Genomic DNA, 15,414 nt, shown 5'->3' with positions numbered 1-15,414 from the left:
TTCCGGTAAATTGATGCACTATTGATCCATATGGAAGACACTGTTACCGATAGAGAAAGTCAAGCGGTTTCTAGGGGGAGAGCCGCACCGGACGTCGAGCAAACAGGAGGAATTGGTCATGGGTGTCGTACCTATTACATCCGAGGGATTGGACGCAGTAGAGGTCTCGTGGTTCGCCGCGCTTTGCTCCGATGACTACCAGTTCCTGGGCGTACCCGATGGAAAGCTGCGGTCATCGTGGGAGCATTGCTCGCAAATCGTAAAAACCGCCGAAGCGCAGGGGTTTCGCAACATCCTGTGCCCATCGTCTTATCAGGTGGGACAAGACACGCTGAGCTTTGTGGCCGGCTGTGCGCCGATCACATCCGACATCAACATGCTGGCGGCCGTGCGCTGTGGTGAGATGCAGCCGATCATGTTGGCGCGTACCATTTCAACGCTGGATCACATGCTGAACGGGCGCTTGACGGTCAACATCATCTCGTCTGATTTTCCAGGTGAAAAGGCTGAGAGCAGTTTCCGATATCAACGGTCTCGCGAAGTGGTGGAGATCCTAAAACAGGCCTGGACCAAGGATGAGATCAATCATTCCGGCGAGGTTTATAACTTCACCGGCCTGACAACGGATCCCGTACGCCCGTATCAAACCGGCGGGCCGTTGTTGTATTTTGGTGGCTACTCGCCAGACGCGTTGGAGCTGTGCGGCGAACATTGCGATGTCTACCTGATGTGGCCGGAAAAGATGGACGAGCTGGAAGGCCGGATGAAGGCAGTGAACGCTGTGGCCGAGCGGCATAACCGCACGCTGGATTATGGCCTGCGGGTTCACGTGATTGTACGCGACACCGAGGCCGAGGCCCGTGAATACGCCGACTATATCGTCTCTAAACTGGATGATGGCCAGGGCGATGCCATCCGCAATCGCGCGTTGGATGCAAAATCGCTGGGGGTGAGCCATCAGGCCAAGAACCGCGATATCGCTGATGACGACGGCTATATCGAACCAAACCTGTGGACCGGTGTTGGTCGTGCGCGGTCCGGATGTGGGGCTGCCTTGGTTGGATCGACTGATCAGGTCCTCAGCAAATTGGAGGCCTACAAAAAGATGGGCATTCGCGCCTTTATCTTGTCCGGCTATCCACATCTGGACGAGGCAGAACATTTCGGCCAACGTGTCCTTCCGCAGATGAACACATGCTCGTTGCCGCATGCCTACGGCCGGGTGCCCACATCAACGCCTGCTACACCTCTTGGAAACGGAGAACGTCGCTAATGATGCCGCGTGTCACACTCACCCCGGACCTGTCTTTTAGCCGCTTGATCTATGGCATGTGGCGTTTGGCTGACGATAAAGATACATCGCCTGCCCATGTTGAGGCCAAAATCAACACCTGCCTGGAACAGGGGATCACCACCTTTGACCAGGCGGATATCTATGGCGATTATGGGGCCGAGGCCGTTCTGGGTGCTGCGCTGGGCGCAAATCCTGCACTGCGCGACCGGATTGAGGTTGTCACCAAATGTGACATCGTTGCGCCATGTGGACGTTATGCGGATGCGCCGGTGAAGTATTACGACACCTCACGCGCGCATATTTTCAAATCTGTAGACCTGTCTTTGCAGGCAATGCAGATCGATCACGTCGACCTTTTGCTGATCCACCGTCCCGACCCCTTGATGGATCACGCAGAGACCGGCAAAGCGCTGGACGATGTGATTGCCAGCGGTAAGGTCCGCGCGGTTGGCGTCTCCAATTTCCGCCCCTGGGATTGGCAATTGCTGCAATCAGGGATGTCGTCGAAACTGGTCACCAACCAGATGGAAGTTTCGCTGTCGGAAATCACCCCGTTTACCAATGGTGATGTGGCTTTTCACCAACATCACCGCCAGCCGATCATGGCGTGGTCACCGCTGGGTGGTGGATCGCTGATGACCGGCAACGGGCAGTTGGCGCAGCATTTGGACAAGATCGCGACCGAACAAGGTGTTGATCGCGCGGCCGTTGCCGTGGCTTTTTTGTTGCGACACCCGGCGCATATCTTGCCGGTGATGGGCACCAATAACCTCGACCGAATTGCCTCCATTTCGGATGCACTGCGGGTTGAGCTGGACCGGCCAACCTGGTTCTCGCTCTATGAAGCGGCACTTGGTCATGAGGTTGCATAGGGATGCTGGCCTCATTGGATAACATGCAGCAATTCGAGCCTGATGCGAGCAATGCGCGCAACCTGCGCGATGCTTTTGGTCGGTTTGCAACGGGTGTCACCGTCGTGACCGTAGGGTCCAATGAGGGCCCCGTCGCAATCACCGCCAATAGTTTTTCGTCAGTCTCCATCGATCCGCCATTGGTTCTGTGGTCACCGCAAAAGGCCTCGCGTCGATTCCCATATTTTGTCGAGGCAGAGTATTTCGCGGTTCACGTGCTTTCGACGGAACAAAGTGATCTGTGCTGGGATGTGGCCAAGGACATGTCAGCCCTGTCCAAATTGGACGTGGCCCAAAACGCCGAGGGCGTGCCGGTTCTGGAGGGATGTCTGGCCCGTTTCGAATGTAGTCGCCATGCAATTTATGACGGAGGAGACCACGAAATAGTTGTCGGACGCGTTTTACGTGTCACCATGCGGGATACCGGTGACGCGCTTGGCTTCTTCAAAGGAAAGATGAGTACGTTTCAGGCCCAATAAGCCCAGTGGAGGGGGCAGGTGTTCTGAACGGTAATATGTGACGGGTCATGTGGGGCCCGGTTAAGATTCAAGGGAGGAAAATATGAAACAACTGTTCACGTCGACAGGTCTGTTGATTGTGCTGATGGCGGGTGCTTATTCCGCGTCAGCGGATGAGGTGAATTTCCTGTGTTATCAGGATGCAACCGAATGCGATGTCATCGCAGAGATGCTGCCTGCATTTACCGAGGCAACGGGCCATACCGTCAAACTGCAGACCGTTGGTTATGACGTCATTCGCGACCAGCTGGAAAATCAGCTGCAAACGGACGCAGCCCCCGATGTGGCACGGGTCACCAATCTGGGTGGTTTGAACCAATATTATCTTGATCTGACTCCCTATGTGGATGCTGACACTTGGAATGCATCCTATGGCGCGACCTTGCCATGGTTCCGCGCACCCGGTGGTGACGATCAGGGGATCTATGGCTGGATGACTCAGCTGACCGTGACCGGTCCTTATGTAAACGTCTCACTGTTTGAAGACGCAGGCGTGGATATGCCCGGCGATGGCGCGACCTGGGACGACTGGGCGACGGCGTTGCTGGAGGTCAAAGACAACACTGGTATTACTGCCGGTTTGGCGATGGACCGCACTGCGCACCGTTGGGCGGGCCCGGCGTTTAGCTATGGTGCAAAATTCTTTGATGACGCGGGCAATCCGATCCTGGTCGACGACGGGTTCCGCAACTTTGCCGAAGTCTTTGTTGGATGGCACGAAAGCGGGCTGATGCCGGCCGAGGGCTGGCCAGCGGGTGAGGGCACCCAGTATCGCAACGCAGCGCCTCTGTTCCAATCGGGCGAAGTGGCCATGCATATGTCCGGCTCGTGGATGATCAACAGCTACGCGGACAACATCACCGATTTTGACTGGAAAGCCGTCCCCGCGCCCTGTGGCGATGGTGGCTGCGGCGCGATGCCCGGCGGTGCTGCGGTTGTGGCGTTCAAATCAACCAAATCACCGGAAGCCGCAGCAGCGTTGATCGATTTCCTGGCGGCGGCTGAAAACGCCGCGACCTTTGCGGCGCAGACCAAGAACATCACTGCGCATCAGGCCTTGCAGGAATCTGGCATCGATTATGCGGATGCATCCCCGGCGGTAGCAGCAGCTCTGTCTGTGTTTGCGGCCAATGCAGGCACCGCGGCGCGTACCACATCGCAAGCCTACACGTTCCAAGGTTATGCCAAGAACTTTGTCATCTATGGCGTGGTGCCGGACTACATCACCAAAGCTATCACCGGTGAGATGTCACTTGATGACGCGCTTGCAGCAATCGACGCGGATGTTGCCGCGAAAATTGCAGAATAAAACGCCGGAGGCATTCGTATGACTGAGGCGCTTAACGCCGCTTTTGCGGGTGCTCCCTGGCCGCTTTATCTGCTGGTCTATCTGACAATCGGCTGGGCGCTTTTGCGCCCGACCGGCCCCCTGTGGGATCGCGTTGTAAGCGTGGTGGGATGGCCGATTGAACTGACACAACGGCTGAGCGGCTCCACGGGGCTTCCCTATCTCTTTCTCTTGCCCAACATCTTGATCTTTGGCGCGTTTACCTTTGCGCCCATGTTCATCAACTTTGGGTTTTCCGTCACCGAAGGGCAGTCGATCCTGTTCAGCGATCGGGGTTGGGCAGGGCTTGATAACCTGCACCGTTTGCTGGCTGAGACGCAGATCGACACCGGTGCACCAAACCTAGAGGACGACAAGTTCCTCGCGTCCGTCTATAGCACCGCGACTTTTGTGGTGTTCCAGGTCCCGGTTATGATCGCGCTCGCGTTGATCTCGGCCCTTGCGCTGAACCGAAAAATCGTGGCGCGTGGGTTTTGGCGGGCAGTGTTCTTTTACCCCGTTATGCTGTCGCCCGTTGTGGTTGGGTTTCTTTGGTCGCTTATTCTGAAACGTCAGGGTGTCTTATCACAGACGTTGCTCAGCTGGGGCTGGATACAAGAGCCGATCCAATGGCTGACTGATCCGTCCTGGACCATGTTCTGGTCGGTCTTTGTCTACACCTGGGCGCACCTTGGGTTCTACATGCTGATCCTGTTGGCCGGATTGCAGGCCATTCCACGTGATGTTTACGAGGCGGCGGAAATGGATGGCACACCTGCGTGGCGACAGTTGACGCGGATCACCATTCCATTGTTGGCGCCGACCCTGTTGGTGGTCACTGTTTTGTCCCTAATCAAGGCGTTTCAAGCGTTTGAAGAGCTTTATGCAATGTCGGTGCGCTGGTCGTCGCTGGTTGCCTATATTTTTGAAACCTCGGGCCTGCGCGGACAACCGACTGCAAATGGGTTGGGCATTGCGGCGATGGCGTCGCTGTTGGTCGCCGTTGTGCTGATCTTCCTGTCGTTGATGCAGGTCTACTTTTCTTCGAAATCGAGCAAACCATGAACGCAGTAACAACCTTTCTAACCCGCAAAGCAGGAGGGCAGCGGGCGAATTGGCTCGACTATCTGACCTATGCTTATCTGCTGACCGGCGTATTGCTGATCTTGTTGCCCGTCTCTTGGCTGGCGCTCAATTCGCTCAAATCGTCGTCGCAACTGGAAAAACAAGACCTCTCCCTGTTGCCGTCCTCTTTTGAACAAGTGGCCCGTGCAACCGTGTCCTCCCCGGACGGTAAACAGATCTTCTTTATCCCGGATCTGCCGCAATGGGTTCTGGGCTGGGATGATCTGTCGGATGCGGAGAAAGCCGAACAGGATCTACCTGGTTTCCTGAGCCAACACGAGGGGCGTGATCTCTACGCTCTGCGCTCGCATCTTAATCAAGTGCCACAGCTGGTGCGCGACTTGATAGCCGAACAAGGCCTGCCCGAGTGGTTGCTGCGATATCCGTCCATGTCCGTCAGCGCAAAGGCTGAAAATGATGTGGAAGGCGTTCTGGCCCAGTTGGACGATGAACAGGCACGTCTGCTGTCGGAATACTTGAACCTGGCGCCTTATGAACCTGCGCGCGTGTCGCTGCAGATCCAGGTCACCGCGCCGGATCCTGTGACGGGGGACGAAACGCTGTTTGGGATTTCAAATTTCAAAGCAACGCGTGACTTCACGCCCGCACGCTACGTCGACAATCGCACCGACAAGGTGGTGCGTCTGGATACCAATTCGGTGACCATGCGCCGCATCTTTGACCCGTCCTGGGAGAACTTTACCGATCCAATCACGGGCCAGGCCTTTGGCTTGAACGTGAATTTTGCGACTTGCTTTACCAACTCGGTTCTCGTGACAGTCATCGCAACGGTTTTGACGCTGCTCGTGAACTCAATGGCCGCGTTTTCACTGGCCAAATACAAATTCCGCGGTCAGGTGGCATTTTTCATCGTGATCCTTGCGACGCTAATGGTGCCGCCCACCATCACCTTGGTCGGGGTGTTCAAAGCGGTCTATGCCACGGGCCTGTCGGGGTCGATTTGGGGGGTCATCATCCCCGGCGCGGCGACGCCAACCGGTGTGTTCCTGTTGCGCCAATATATGTTGTCGATCCCTGATGAGCTGATCGAAGCCGCGCGTATGGATGCGGCAAGCGAGTGGAAAGTGTACTGGAGGATTGTGCTTCCGCTGGCGCTGCCCGCCATCGCTGCATTGGCCATCCTGTCGGTGATCTGGCGTTGGAACGACTTGATCCTACCACTGGTGGCTATCGCTACCACAAAAGATGCCTATACGATCCAGCTTTGCCTGCTGGAATTCCGCGGCGAACATCTGAGCCAGGAACATTATCGGCTTGCGATGACAATGGTCAGCTTGGTTCCATCCACGCTCGTCTTTGTGTTCTTGCAGAAGTACATCACCACCGGCATCGCCAATACGGGGCTAAAATAATGACAAATCTTGTCCTCTCAAAAGTTGTAAAACACTACGGTGCGGTCGAAGTGGTCCATGGGATCGACATGGAAATCGCCTCGGGTGAGTTTTGTGTCTTTGTGGGCCCATCGGGGTGCGGAAAATCGACCCTATTGCGGATGATTTCCGGTCTGGAATCCATCACTGACGGCGATGTCTGCATTGATGGTGAGGTGGTTAACCACGTGCCTGCCGCGCAGCGCGGGTTGGCGATGGTGTTCCAATCCTACGCGCTTTATCCGCATATGTCGGTGCGCAAAAACCTCAGCTTTGGGCTCGAGAACCTCAACACCCCAAAGGCAGAGATCGACAAACGCGTCACCGAAGCGGCGCGGATGCTGCAGATCGAAGATTACCTGGATCGCCGTCCTGGCCAACTGTCAGGTGGGCAACGACAACGGGTGGCCATCGGGCGTGCGGTTGTGCGCGAGCCAAAGGTCTTTTTGTTTGATGAACCTTTGTCCAATTTGGATGCTGAACTGCGGGTCAACATGCGTCGTGAGATTGCGAACCTGCACCGGCGCCTGGGCAATACCATGATCTATGTGACCCATGATCAGGTTGAAGCAATGACAATGGCAGACAAGATCGCAGTTCTGCGGGCGGGCAAAGTCGAACAATTCGGCACCCCGCTGGATCTGTTCAATGCGCCCAAGAACCGCTTTGTAGCGGGTTTTATCGGCTCGCCTGCGATGAATTTTGTCGACGGTGTGATCGCCGACAACGGGGTGCGCTTAAGCGACGATACTTTGATCGCGCTCGATGGGCCGCGTGCCGGTGTTGCCACTGGCGATGCCGTGGAACTGGGGGTGCGTCCCCGTGATTTGGTGATTGACCAGAATGGCGTTTTGAAGATGACTGTCGCCGAAGTCGAGCAACTGGGATCCGAAAGCTATATGTTTGGGAGTTTGGGGAATGGTCAGTCAGTCACCGTGCATCAAGCCGGACAGACGGACACCCGTATTGGGGACACCATTCGCCTGTCCGTTGCTCCATCCGCCACCTATCTTTTCCGCAAGGACAATGGACTAGCATGCTACTAACCATGAACCAGGTCCGAGAGATCGGGCCGGGCCTTTTCATGGCGGCCTTGGTCGCCATGGCCGCGCAATTTCTGTCGGATCATTACGGCGCGCCTGTGATGTTGATGGCGATCTTGCTGGGTATCCCGTTCCAATTTCTCTCATCTGAGCAGAAAACATCCGTTGGCATCAACTATGCGTCCCGCACGGTGTTGCGAGTCGGTGTTGCCCTGCTTGGCGTGCGGGTGAGCCTTGATCTGTTGATTGGGATGGGGCCGACATATGCCGTTTTGATCACCATTGGCGTGGCTGCGACCATCTTGCTTGGCATTGCGCTGTCGTCGGTTTTTTCGCGCAGCCGGGCCTTTGGGTTTCTTGCAGGCGGCGCGGTTGCCATCTGTGGCGCCTCAGCGGCGATGGCGATCGCGAGCTTGCTGCCCAAACATGACAAAAGCGAGTCGGACCTGACCTTTACCGTGGTCTGCGTCACTGTCGCCTCAACCGTTGCAATGATCGTCTACCCCGTGATTGCGACCGCCTTGGGATTTGATACCAATCAGGCTGGTGTTTTCCTCGGCGGGACAATTCATGACGTCGCCCAGGTGGTTGGCGCTGGGTTTTCCATGTCTGATGCGACCGGCGACGCCGCGACCTTGGTCAAACTGTTCCGAGTGACGATGCTGGCGCCCGTTGTTTTCATCGGCGCGCTCTTGTTGCGCAATGAGACGGAGATCGGTGAAAAACCGCCGCTAGTTCCGGGGTTTATCCTGGCGTTTCTGGCCCTGGCCGCATTGAATTCTGCACATCTGTTGCCCGAGGTCGTGGCGAACGTCGCCGATCAGATCTCCCGCGCCTGTCTGGTGACTGCGGTTGCGGCCGTGGGCATGAAGACATCCATACAAGAGCTGCGCACCGTCGGCGGTTCATCCGTTGGGCTGATTGTGACGCTGACCGTGTTCCTAGCCGTGTTCATTGCGCTGGGCATTTGGGTTCTGTCACACTGATCTGCCTAGACACGCGGTATTGACCGAGCTGTTCCAGTTAGGTGCAGCTCGGTTCTGACAGAGGAACCACATAGGCTTCCACAGATTTTCCGACATTGTGGAGCACCAGATCCCCCAAGGAATGCGCAGTGCAGGTGTGGCACAGGCTGTTGCGGCTCACGACGATCTGCGCGCCGATTGTTTTGCCATAGTCACCCAAACGCGCGGCAATATTGGCGGCCTGTCCAACAACGGTGAAATCCAACCGCTCGCGTGAGCCTATATTGCCATAGGTGACTGAACCAAAGGCGACGCCAATGGCACAGTCCAGATCGGCAACTTCAACCTCATCGCGCATATCGGTTAAGGCCAGCGTGCTTTCACGGGCGGCAATGATTGCCTGTTTTCGGGCGTGATCGGCATCATCGCCAGCGGGAAAGACCGCCAGAACAGCGTCGCCGATGAATTTCAGCACTTCGCCACCATGGGCGTGCACAATATCAGAGGTACTCTCAAAGAAACGGTTGAGCAGTTTGATATAGGCTTTGCGGCCCAGCGTTTCCTGCAATCGAGTTGAGCGGCGCAGGTCGCAGAACATAATGGCCGCGTCGATTTCATCCCCGTCGCCACGGCGTATTTCGCCGCCCAGCACGCGTGATCCTGATCGTTTCCCGACATATGTTTCCAGCAGCGATTTTGCGTTGTCGCGTTGGGCGAACACCTCGTAGTATCGCGCGATGACGGCGGAGCATTCAAAGATCAGACCCAAATCAGACGTACTGAACCCATCCGGGTGGTCGGTCGCCACGGTCATCACGTTGATACGCCCATCTGAAAACGGCAGCGGCATCGCAACATAGTCGGTCGCGCCCGCGCGTTGCAGATCTTCGAGGATGGGGAAGGCCGCGATATCGGAATCTTCGTTCAGCCTATGACGCACGCCACCCAGCCCTTTGGACACATGCCGGATCGGGCTGTTGTGATAGGCGGGTTCATCGTAGATCTCATAGGATGGCGTGTGCACCTTCACTTCGTCTTCGGCCTTGGACCAGATGAAGTTCTTACCGGCGATCATCGGATGCAGAGACCACGCCATCACAGACAGGCGCGACAGGGCCACACCTTGGCTGATCAGCTTATGTGAAAAGGCGCGGGTGAATTCTTCGGGCGAGGGGATGAACGAAGCCTCGCGCAGCAACCAATCCACCAGCGGGCCCGAGATGTTGGCGTAGGACGGCGCCAGAATCTCATTCTTGCCGGAGTCAATTTCCAGACCTTCGTTTTGGCCAAAGCTGACAAACCGTTCGATCCCCTCAACCTCGGGGAAGGGGCAATCATAGGTCCAAGCGACATTATCCAGCGAGCCGTTGCGCGTATCCAGATCGTAATACCGCGCGGTGCCTTTAAACGGGCAAAAGGTGCGCAGACCGTCATTTTGAACCAGCGACGCCTTCAGATCATCGACCGGTAAATAGATCGACGGCGCGTTGCGGGTTTCAAACATCACCTTGGCGCGGCCGCTTTGCGCAAGCAGCTCACCTTCGTATCGGACATAGACGGGATGGGGGAGGTCTTCGACAAGAATACCATAACCGCCCCTATCGGGTTGGACGTGCACGTTCATCGGCCGTTTCCTTTGCTGCAGCGCCATAGGCGAGATATGGGTGCACCTTAGCGCATTTTCCAGCCTTGTAGTGCGAATTGCGATGCAATTTTACGGTCAGACCATCCGGATCACATCTTTGCTAATGGCCAGTACATAGCCGCGTTTGGCGATGTTCTTTACCAGTAGCCCGCTGACCATCTGATTTCCCAATGTATCGCGCAGCCGTTTGATCCTGGTGGCACCGGCGGCCTCCTCGCAATCGGCACTGTCGCGCCCTGAAATCACGGATTCGATTTCAACGCCGGACAGAACGTCGCCGTCCAGACGCGCCTCGGCGAGGACGGCCAATGTCTCCATCGCGGCGGGGGTCAGTTTGAAGCCCATATTGTTCAGGTAGACCATATTTTCGTCTCTGCTGATCAGCAGTTCGCTGACCTGAATACCATCACGCTCGATCTGGGCCATGCGCCGGTTCAGGGTGACCAGCATCGCCAGAACAACCAACGCGGCGATCATCATGGCGGTGGCAAAGACCAACAGCACAAAGATCACCATGCGGTAACTGCCAAGCGTGTCTGCGAATGCGGTTCCGGACTGGGCCAGGATTTCCAGCAGCTTGATCTCTGCCTGCGACGTCATATCGCTTTCGACAAACAGGCGTTCGACCTGGGTGTTAAACGCATTTGCGTCGGGCAGGGTTAGCAACAGCAACGTGCCTGCAACCGCGAGCAGAGCAACAATGGAGACAATGCCAACCGCGATGATGCGGCTGCCAACGCTGCGAACCTCAGAAACGGAGATAGAAGGAGCCTGCATTGCCTTTCCTTTGTTGCAAACCGTCCGGCCCAAACACCGACAGAACGTTCAGAAGTGTCCAGCCATCAGAGGCAATTCGCGATGCGATTTCATTTTTTGCGGGACCTTTCTTACAGGGTCCTTTCAACTGCACCACACCATAGTGCAATCGCAGCGGGCTGTCTTTTTTGGCCTTGTAGTCAGCATAGCACTCCGCGGCTGACACCGGGGAGGCCAATGTGAGTGCAAGCGCTGCACTAATGGGGATCAGGGTTTTCTGCAACATAGGCTCACAATGCGCGGAGCGTCGCTGATATTCAATAACCTCAAAGGCTTGAATGCGCTGATATTCGATATCAAAGGGTCGATATTGCCTGTCTTTGCTGGGTGCATCCATCGTGGGTTCAGCAACAGGGCACATGCCTTGGCCTCAACCTAGAAAAGGTCTGAACCTATGAAACCTATTTTCCGTCCCCAACCACATCGCAAATTTATTGCATTGATCCTTGGCCTTTCACTGGTTGTCAGCGGATTTTCCGCAGCCCCCGCACGTGCTGATGGAGACGTTGCGAAGTTCATCGCAGGCGCGGTTGTGCTGGGTCTGATTGGCGCGGCTGTTAACGACGCACGCAAAGATCGCAATCGTGGCCAATACAGCTATTCACAAGGAAGCCGTAGCAATACGCACACCCGCCATGACAAGCACAACAACCGTGTGCGCCCCTTGCCGTCGTCGGTGGCTAGATATGACTTACCAGCGCATTGCGCCAAAGTTGTTTCGCAAAACAACCGCAACCGCACGGTGGTTTCGCAACGATGCCTGTCACGCAACTATGGCTACGTGAACAGCCTGCCGGGTCAGTGCCGCTTGTCCATACGCGATGGCTATAAGCAGCGCACAGCCTATAGAACCCGGTGCCTGCAAAAACATGGTTACCGTTTGGTGAACCGTTGATCTCTACCAGCCATTGAGGTTCATCAAGACTTGGATTTGAGCAGTGGAAAGAGTGGGTGTGCACCCCGCTCTTTCCTTCTGTGTTGCGAGGCGTGCAAATTCGCGGCATCCAAGGGGGATGGATTACCCTGATTTCACATTGGAAGAGGCCGCCCAGGCGCGTGGCTATCTTCGGATCGCTGGCGTTGACGAAGTGGGCCGTGGCCCGTTGGCGGGACCGGTCACTGCAGCCGCCGTGGTGCTCGATTTTGAAGACCTACCCCAAGGGCTGAACGACTCCAAAAAGCTGACGCCCAAGCGTCGCGCAGCAATTGAAACGCAGATCTTGCAAAAAGCTGAGGTTTCTATCGCCCATGCAACTGTCGAAGAAATTGATAATTTGAATATTCTGCGCGCCTCGCATCTGGCGATGGAACGTGCAGTTGCCGGTCTTGATCTGGCGCCGGACTATCTGCTGATTGATGGAAATCTGATCCCTAAGGAATTGAATTTGCCCGCAGAAGCGGTGGTGAAAGGGGATGCAAAGTCCTTGTCCATCGCGGCCGCGTCCATCGTCGCCAAAGAAGAACGCGATCGGATCATGGGGGATTTGGCGCAACAGTTTCCAGGATATGGATGGGAGAAGAATGCAGGGTACCCGTCCCAACAACACCGTGATGCATTAAAGACACTGGGTGTGACACCACATCATCGGCGTAGTTTTAAACCCGTACACAAGATCTTGTATCAAGAGTAAAGCCTGACCCCTGTTGATAAAAAACAAATTGACCTCGAATCTTTGTTCAATCATCTTATGAGCAACCAAAATGAGCGCAAAAATGCGCCGTGGTTTGAGGCAGAAAAAATGACAAATACCATCGAAAAGGGCGCGGCAGCGCTCCCTTTAAACACGATTATTGGTGGTGACTGTATCGACGTTATGAACAGTCTCCCGGCGAACTCGGTGGATCTGATTTTTGCAGATCCGCCCTATAACTTGCAGCTCAAAGGTCAGCTTCATCGCCCGGACAACAGCAAAGTTGATGCGGTAGATGATCACTGGGACCAATTTTCCAGCTTTGCGGCCTATGATCAATTCACCAAAGCCTGGTTGAAAGCGGCGCGTCGCCTGCTAAAGCCCAATGGCTCGATCTGGGTGATTGGCTCCTACCACAATATTTTCCGTGTCGGTTCTGCGATGCAGGACGCCGGCTATTGGATCCTGAATGATGTGGTCTGGCGCAAGTCGAACCCGATGCCGAATTTCCGCGGCAAACGGTTCACCAACGCGCATGAGACGATGATCTGGGCGTCCAAGAAGGAAGGTGCGAAATACACCTTTAACTATGAAGCGCTGAAAGCCCTGAACGAAGGCATTCAGATGCGCTCAGATTGGGTGCTGCCGATCTGCACCGGCCATGAACGGCTCAAGGACGCAAACGGCGACAAAGCGCACCCAACTCAGAAACCGGAATCCCTGCTGCATCGTGTTTTGATTGGTGCCACCAATCCTGGCGACGTGGTGCTGGATCCCTTCTTTGGCACCGGTACAACGGGCGCCGTGGCCAAGATGCTGGGACGTGAGTTCATCGGCATCGAGCGTGAAGAGAACTACCGCGAAGTTGCGGGCAAACGCATCGAGAGCGTGCGGAAATTTGACCGCGATGCGCTGCAAGTCACCGCGTCCAAACGTGCCGAGCCACGTGTTCCCTTTGGCCAGCTGGTCGAACGTGGTCTGCTGCGCCCCGGTGAGGAACTCTATTCAATGAACCGCCGCCACAAGGCAAAGGTCCGCGCGGACGGCACATTGGTTGGTGACAACGTCAAAGGGTCGATCCACCAGGTCGGTGCGCATCTTGAAAACGCGCCAAGCTGTAACGGCTGGACCTACTGGTGTTTCAAACGCGAAGGCAAAACGGTTCCGATCGATGTCCTGCGCCAGCAAATTCGGGCTGAGCTGCAAAACTGATCCTTTTCTCAGATAAAGAATACCGCCGGTGCCCCTTCTTGAAGGGAGCACCACACCTGACCCCGCCTCTTCGGCGGGGTTTTTTTGCCTTCATGGGTTCATGATCACAGACAAAGGCTTAAGTTGAGCGCTGAGGGAATGGTGATTTCATGGTAGATGTTTCAATTGATGGGTCCGACGCCGCGCCCAAGATCGACGTAACGTCCAATACGTCAACCGGTGGCGGACAGGCCTATGCGCGCTCTGCGTTGGAAGAACACAAAAGGCGTGGATTAGAGCTGGCCGTCAAAGCGCGATGGATTGCGATGGCTGCCACGGCGCTCTTCCTGTTCTTTATCTATCCTGATTGGGGCGTTCTTTATTATCACGCGTTGCTTGGCCTTTTGTGCCTGAACGGCCTGTTGATCCGCCGGTTCGGACGGGTTGGGCAGTCACGGATTGAGCTGCTTTTGATCCTTGCCGATCTTGCGGTGATGACCATTGCGATGATTTTCCCAAACCCGTTTGGTCCCGCAGAGCTGCCCATTGCGTTCAGCTACCGCTTCGACAATTTCCTGTATTTCTTCATCATTCTCGCCGCCGGGACGATGGCCTATTCCTGGCGCACCGTGGTGGCAATTGGCACGTGGACAAGCGCGCTGTGGTTCCTGGCGCTGGCGTTGGCCTGGTACTTCTCTGAACCATCGTCGCAGTTTCAGGATGTGGTGTTTGCGGCATTCGCGAACTATCCGCGGATGCTGGAGTTGATGGACCCCAACAGTTTCATGCTTTCACTGCGGATACAGGAGGTCATGGTCTTTTTGCTGACCGCGATCATACTGGGATATTCGATCCGCAGATTTGACGCCTTGTTGCTGTCCAATGCGTCGCTGGAACGCGAACGGGCCAACCTGTCGCGCTATTTCTCACCCAACGTAGTAGCACAGTTGTCGCAAAACGATGATCCGTTGAAAGAGGTCAAACGCCAGAACACCGCGATCTTGTTTGTGGATATTGTCGGCTTTACCGGCATGTCCGAAGCGATGCGGCCTTTTGATGTGATCACTCTGCTGCGCGAATTTCACGGACGCATGGAGCGCGAGGTTTTTCGCCACAATGGGACACTGGACAAATATCTGGGTGACGGTTTAATGGCGACCTTTGGCACGCCGGTCGCCGGAGCGCGTGATGCCAGTGACGCAATCGCCTGTGCGCGGGCGATGCAGGACAATATTTCCGAGTGGAACAGCGATCGTAAACGGCGCGGCGAAGCGCCAATTGTGATTGGTGTCGGCGTGCATTTTGGGGAGACTTTGCTGGGTGACATTGGGGCAAACCGATTGGAATATGCGGTCATCGGAACGGCCGTGAATGTCGCCTCTCGGTTAGAGGGACTCACGCGGGTGTTGAAGGCGAGGATCGTGATCAGCGATGACGCCTATGCAACCTCTGTTACAGAGATCGGTGCCACCGATATTTTGGATGGGTTCACGCGCATTGAACACCAGACTGTGCGTGGAATACGTGAGCCCATCACCATCTGGTCCTATTCATAAC

At 55.7% G+C, this 15,414-nt stretch carries 15 protein-coding genes; 12 read left to right on the top strand and 3 right to left on the bottom strand.

Going from position 1 to position 15,414, the window contains the following annotated elements:
* The first annotated feature begins 118 nt into the window (after window positions 1-118).
* The 8 genes from KMP13_RS06380 to KMP13_RS06345 all read left to right on the top strand — a co-directional run bounded on the left by KMP13_RS06380 (window position 119) and on the right by KMP13_RS06345 (window position 8,595).
* Window positions 119-1,273: an LLM class flavin-dependent oxidoreductase gene (locus KMP13_RS06380; protein WP_215264857.1), complete on the top strand. Its 1,155-nt coding sequence runs from the start codon at window positions 119-121 to the stop codon at window positions 1,271-1,273.
* A gap of 2 nt (window positions 1,274-1,275) precedes the next feature.
* Window positions 1,276-2,166: an aldo/keto reductase gene (locus KMP13_RS06375; RefSeq protein ID WP_215265060.1), complete on the top strand. Its 891-nt coding sequence runs from the start codon at window positions 1,276-1,278 to the stop codon at window positions 2,164-2,166.
* Between the two features lie 2 nt (window positions 2,167-2,168).
* Window positions 2,169-2,684, top strand: a complete 516-nt coding sequence (locus KMP13_RS06370; protein WP_251363707.1) for a flavin reductase family protein — start codon at window positions 2,169-2,171, stop codon at window positions 2,682-2,684.
* Window positions 2,685-2,766: 82 nt separating this feature from the next.
* Window positions 2,767-4,032, top strand: a complete 1,266-nt coding sequence (locus KMP13_RS06365; RefSeq protein ID WP_215264855.1) for an ABC transporter substrate-binding protein — start codon at window positions 2,767-2,769, stop codon at window positions 4,030-4,032.
* A gap of 18 nt (window positions 4,033-4,050) precedes the next feature.
* The gene (locus KMP13_RS06360) at window positions 4,051-5,115 is read left to right on the top strand and encodes a carbohydrate ABC transporter permease (protein WP_215264854.1); all 1,065 of its coding nucleotides are present in this window, start codon (window positions 4,051-4,053) and stop codon (window positions 5,113-5,115) included.
* Complete coding sequence (locus KMP13_RS06355) at window positions 5,112-6,548, top strand: carbohydrate ABC transporter permease (protein ID WP_215264853.1); 1,437 nt, start codon at window positions 5,112-5,114, stop codon at window positions 6,546-6,548. The genes KMP13_RS06360 and KMP13_RS06355 overlap by 4 nt, the downstream gene beginning before the upstream one ends.
* Window positions 6,548-7,612, top strand: coding sequence for an ABC transporter ATP-binding protein (locus KMP13_RS06350; protein WP_215264851.1), 1,065 nt, complete (start codon window positions 6,548-6,550; stop codon window positions 7,610-7,612). Before KMP13_RS06355 ends, KMP13_RS06350 begins: the two co-directional genes overlap by 1 nt.
* Window positions 7,603-8,595 (top strand): YeiH family protein, encoded by a 993-nt coding sequence (locus tag KMP13_RS06345; RefSeq protein ID WP_215264849.1) that lies wholly within the window; start codon window positions 7,603-7,605, stop codon window positions 8,593-8,595. The genes KMP13_RS06350 and KMP13_RS06345 overlap by 10 nt, the downstream gene beginning before the upstream one ends.
* Window positions 8,596-8,632: 37 nt before the next feature.
* Here KMP13_RS06345 and KMP13_RS06340 read toward each other — a convergent pair whose 3' ends face one another.
* The 3 genes from KMP13_RS06340 to KMP13_RS06330 all read right to left on the bottom strand — a co-directional run bounded on the left by KMP13_RS06340 (window position 8,633) and on the right by KMP13_RS06330 (window position 11,396).
* Complete coding sequence (locus KMP13_RS06340; protein ID WP_215264847.1) at window positions 8,633-10,198, bottom strand: DUF427 domain-containing protein; 1,566 nt, start codon at window positions 10,196-10,198, stop codon at window positions 8,633-8,635.
* Between the two features lie 96 nt (window positions 10,199-10,294).
* Window positions 10,295-10,996, bottom strand: a complete 702-nt coding sequence (locus KMP13_RS06335) for a winged helix-turn-helix domain-containing protein (protein ID WP_215264846.1) — start codon at window positions 10,994-10,996, stop codon at window positions 10,295-10,297.
* A complete protein-coding gene (locus KMP13_RS06330; protein ID WP_435370341.1) occupies window positions 10,968-11,396 on the bottom strand; it encodes a hypothetical protein in 429 nt (142 codons plus the stop codon). The genes KMP13_RS06335 and KMP13_RS06330 overlap by 29 nt, the downstream gene beginning before the upstream one ends.
* 33 nt (window positions 11,397-11,429) lie before the next feature.
* Here KMP13_RS06330 and KMP13_RS06325 point away from each other — a divergent pair, with 33 nt between their 5' ends.
* The 4 genes from KMP13_RS06325 to KMP13_RS06310 all read left to right on the top strand — a co-directional run bounded on the left by KMP13_RS06325 (window position 11,430) and on the right by KMP13_RS06310 (window position 15,413).
* Window positions 11,430-11,930 (top strand): hypothetical protein, encoded by a 501-nt coding sequence (locus tag KMP13_RS06325; RefSeq protein WP_215264845.1) that lies wholly within the window; start codon window positions 11,430-11,432, stop codon window positions 11,928-11,930.
* Window positions 11,931-12,048: 118 nt separating this feature from the next.
* The gene (locus KMP13_RS06320; RefSeq protein WP_215264843.1) at window positions 12,049-12,666 is read left to right on the top strand and encodes a ribonuclease HII; all 618 of its coding nucleotides are present in this window, start codon (window positions 12,049-12,051) and stop codon (window positions 12,664-12,666) included.
* Window positions 12,667-12,774: 108 nt separating this feature from the next.
* A complete protein-coding gene (locus tag KMP13_RS06315; protein ID WP_215264841.1) occupies window positions 12,775-13,878 on the top strand; it encodes a site-specific DNA-methyltransferase in 1,104 nt (367 codons plus the stop codon).
* A gap of 149 nt (window positions 13,879-14,027) precedes the next feature.
* Window positions 14,028-15,413 (top strand): adenylate/guanylate cyclase domain-containing protein, encoded by a 1,386-nt coding sequence (locus KMP13_RS06310; RefSeq protein WP_215264839.1) that lies wholly within the window; start codon window positions 14,028-14,030, stop codon window positions 15,411-15,413.
* Window position 15,414: the final 1 nt, after the last annotated feature.

This window comes from Epibacterium ulvae (assembly GCF_018678075.1).
GTDB lineage: Bacteria > Pseudomonadota > Alphaproteobacteria > Rhodobacterales > Rhodobacteraceae > Epibacterium > Epibacterium ulvae_A.
Note: the sequence above shows the minus strand (reverse complement) of the source record. Positions and strands in the feature narration are given on the sequence as shown.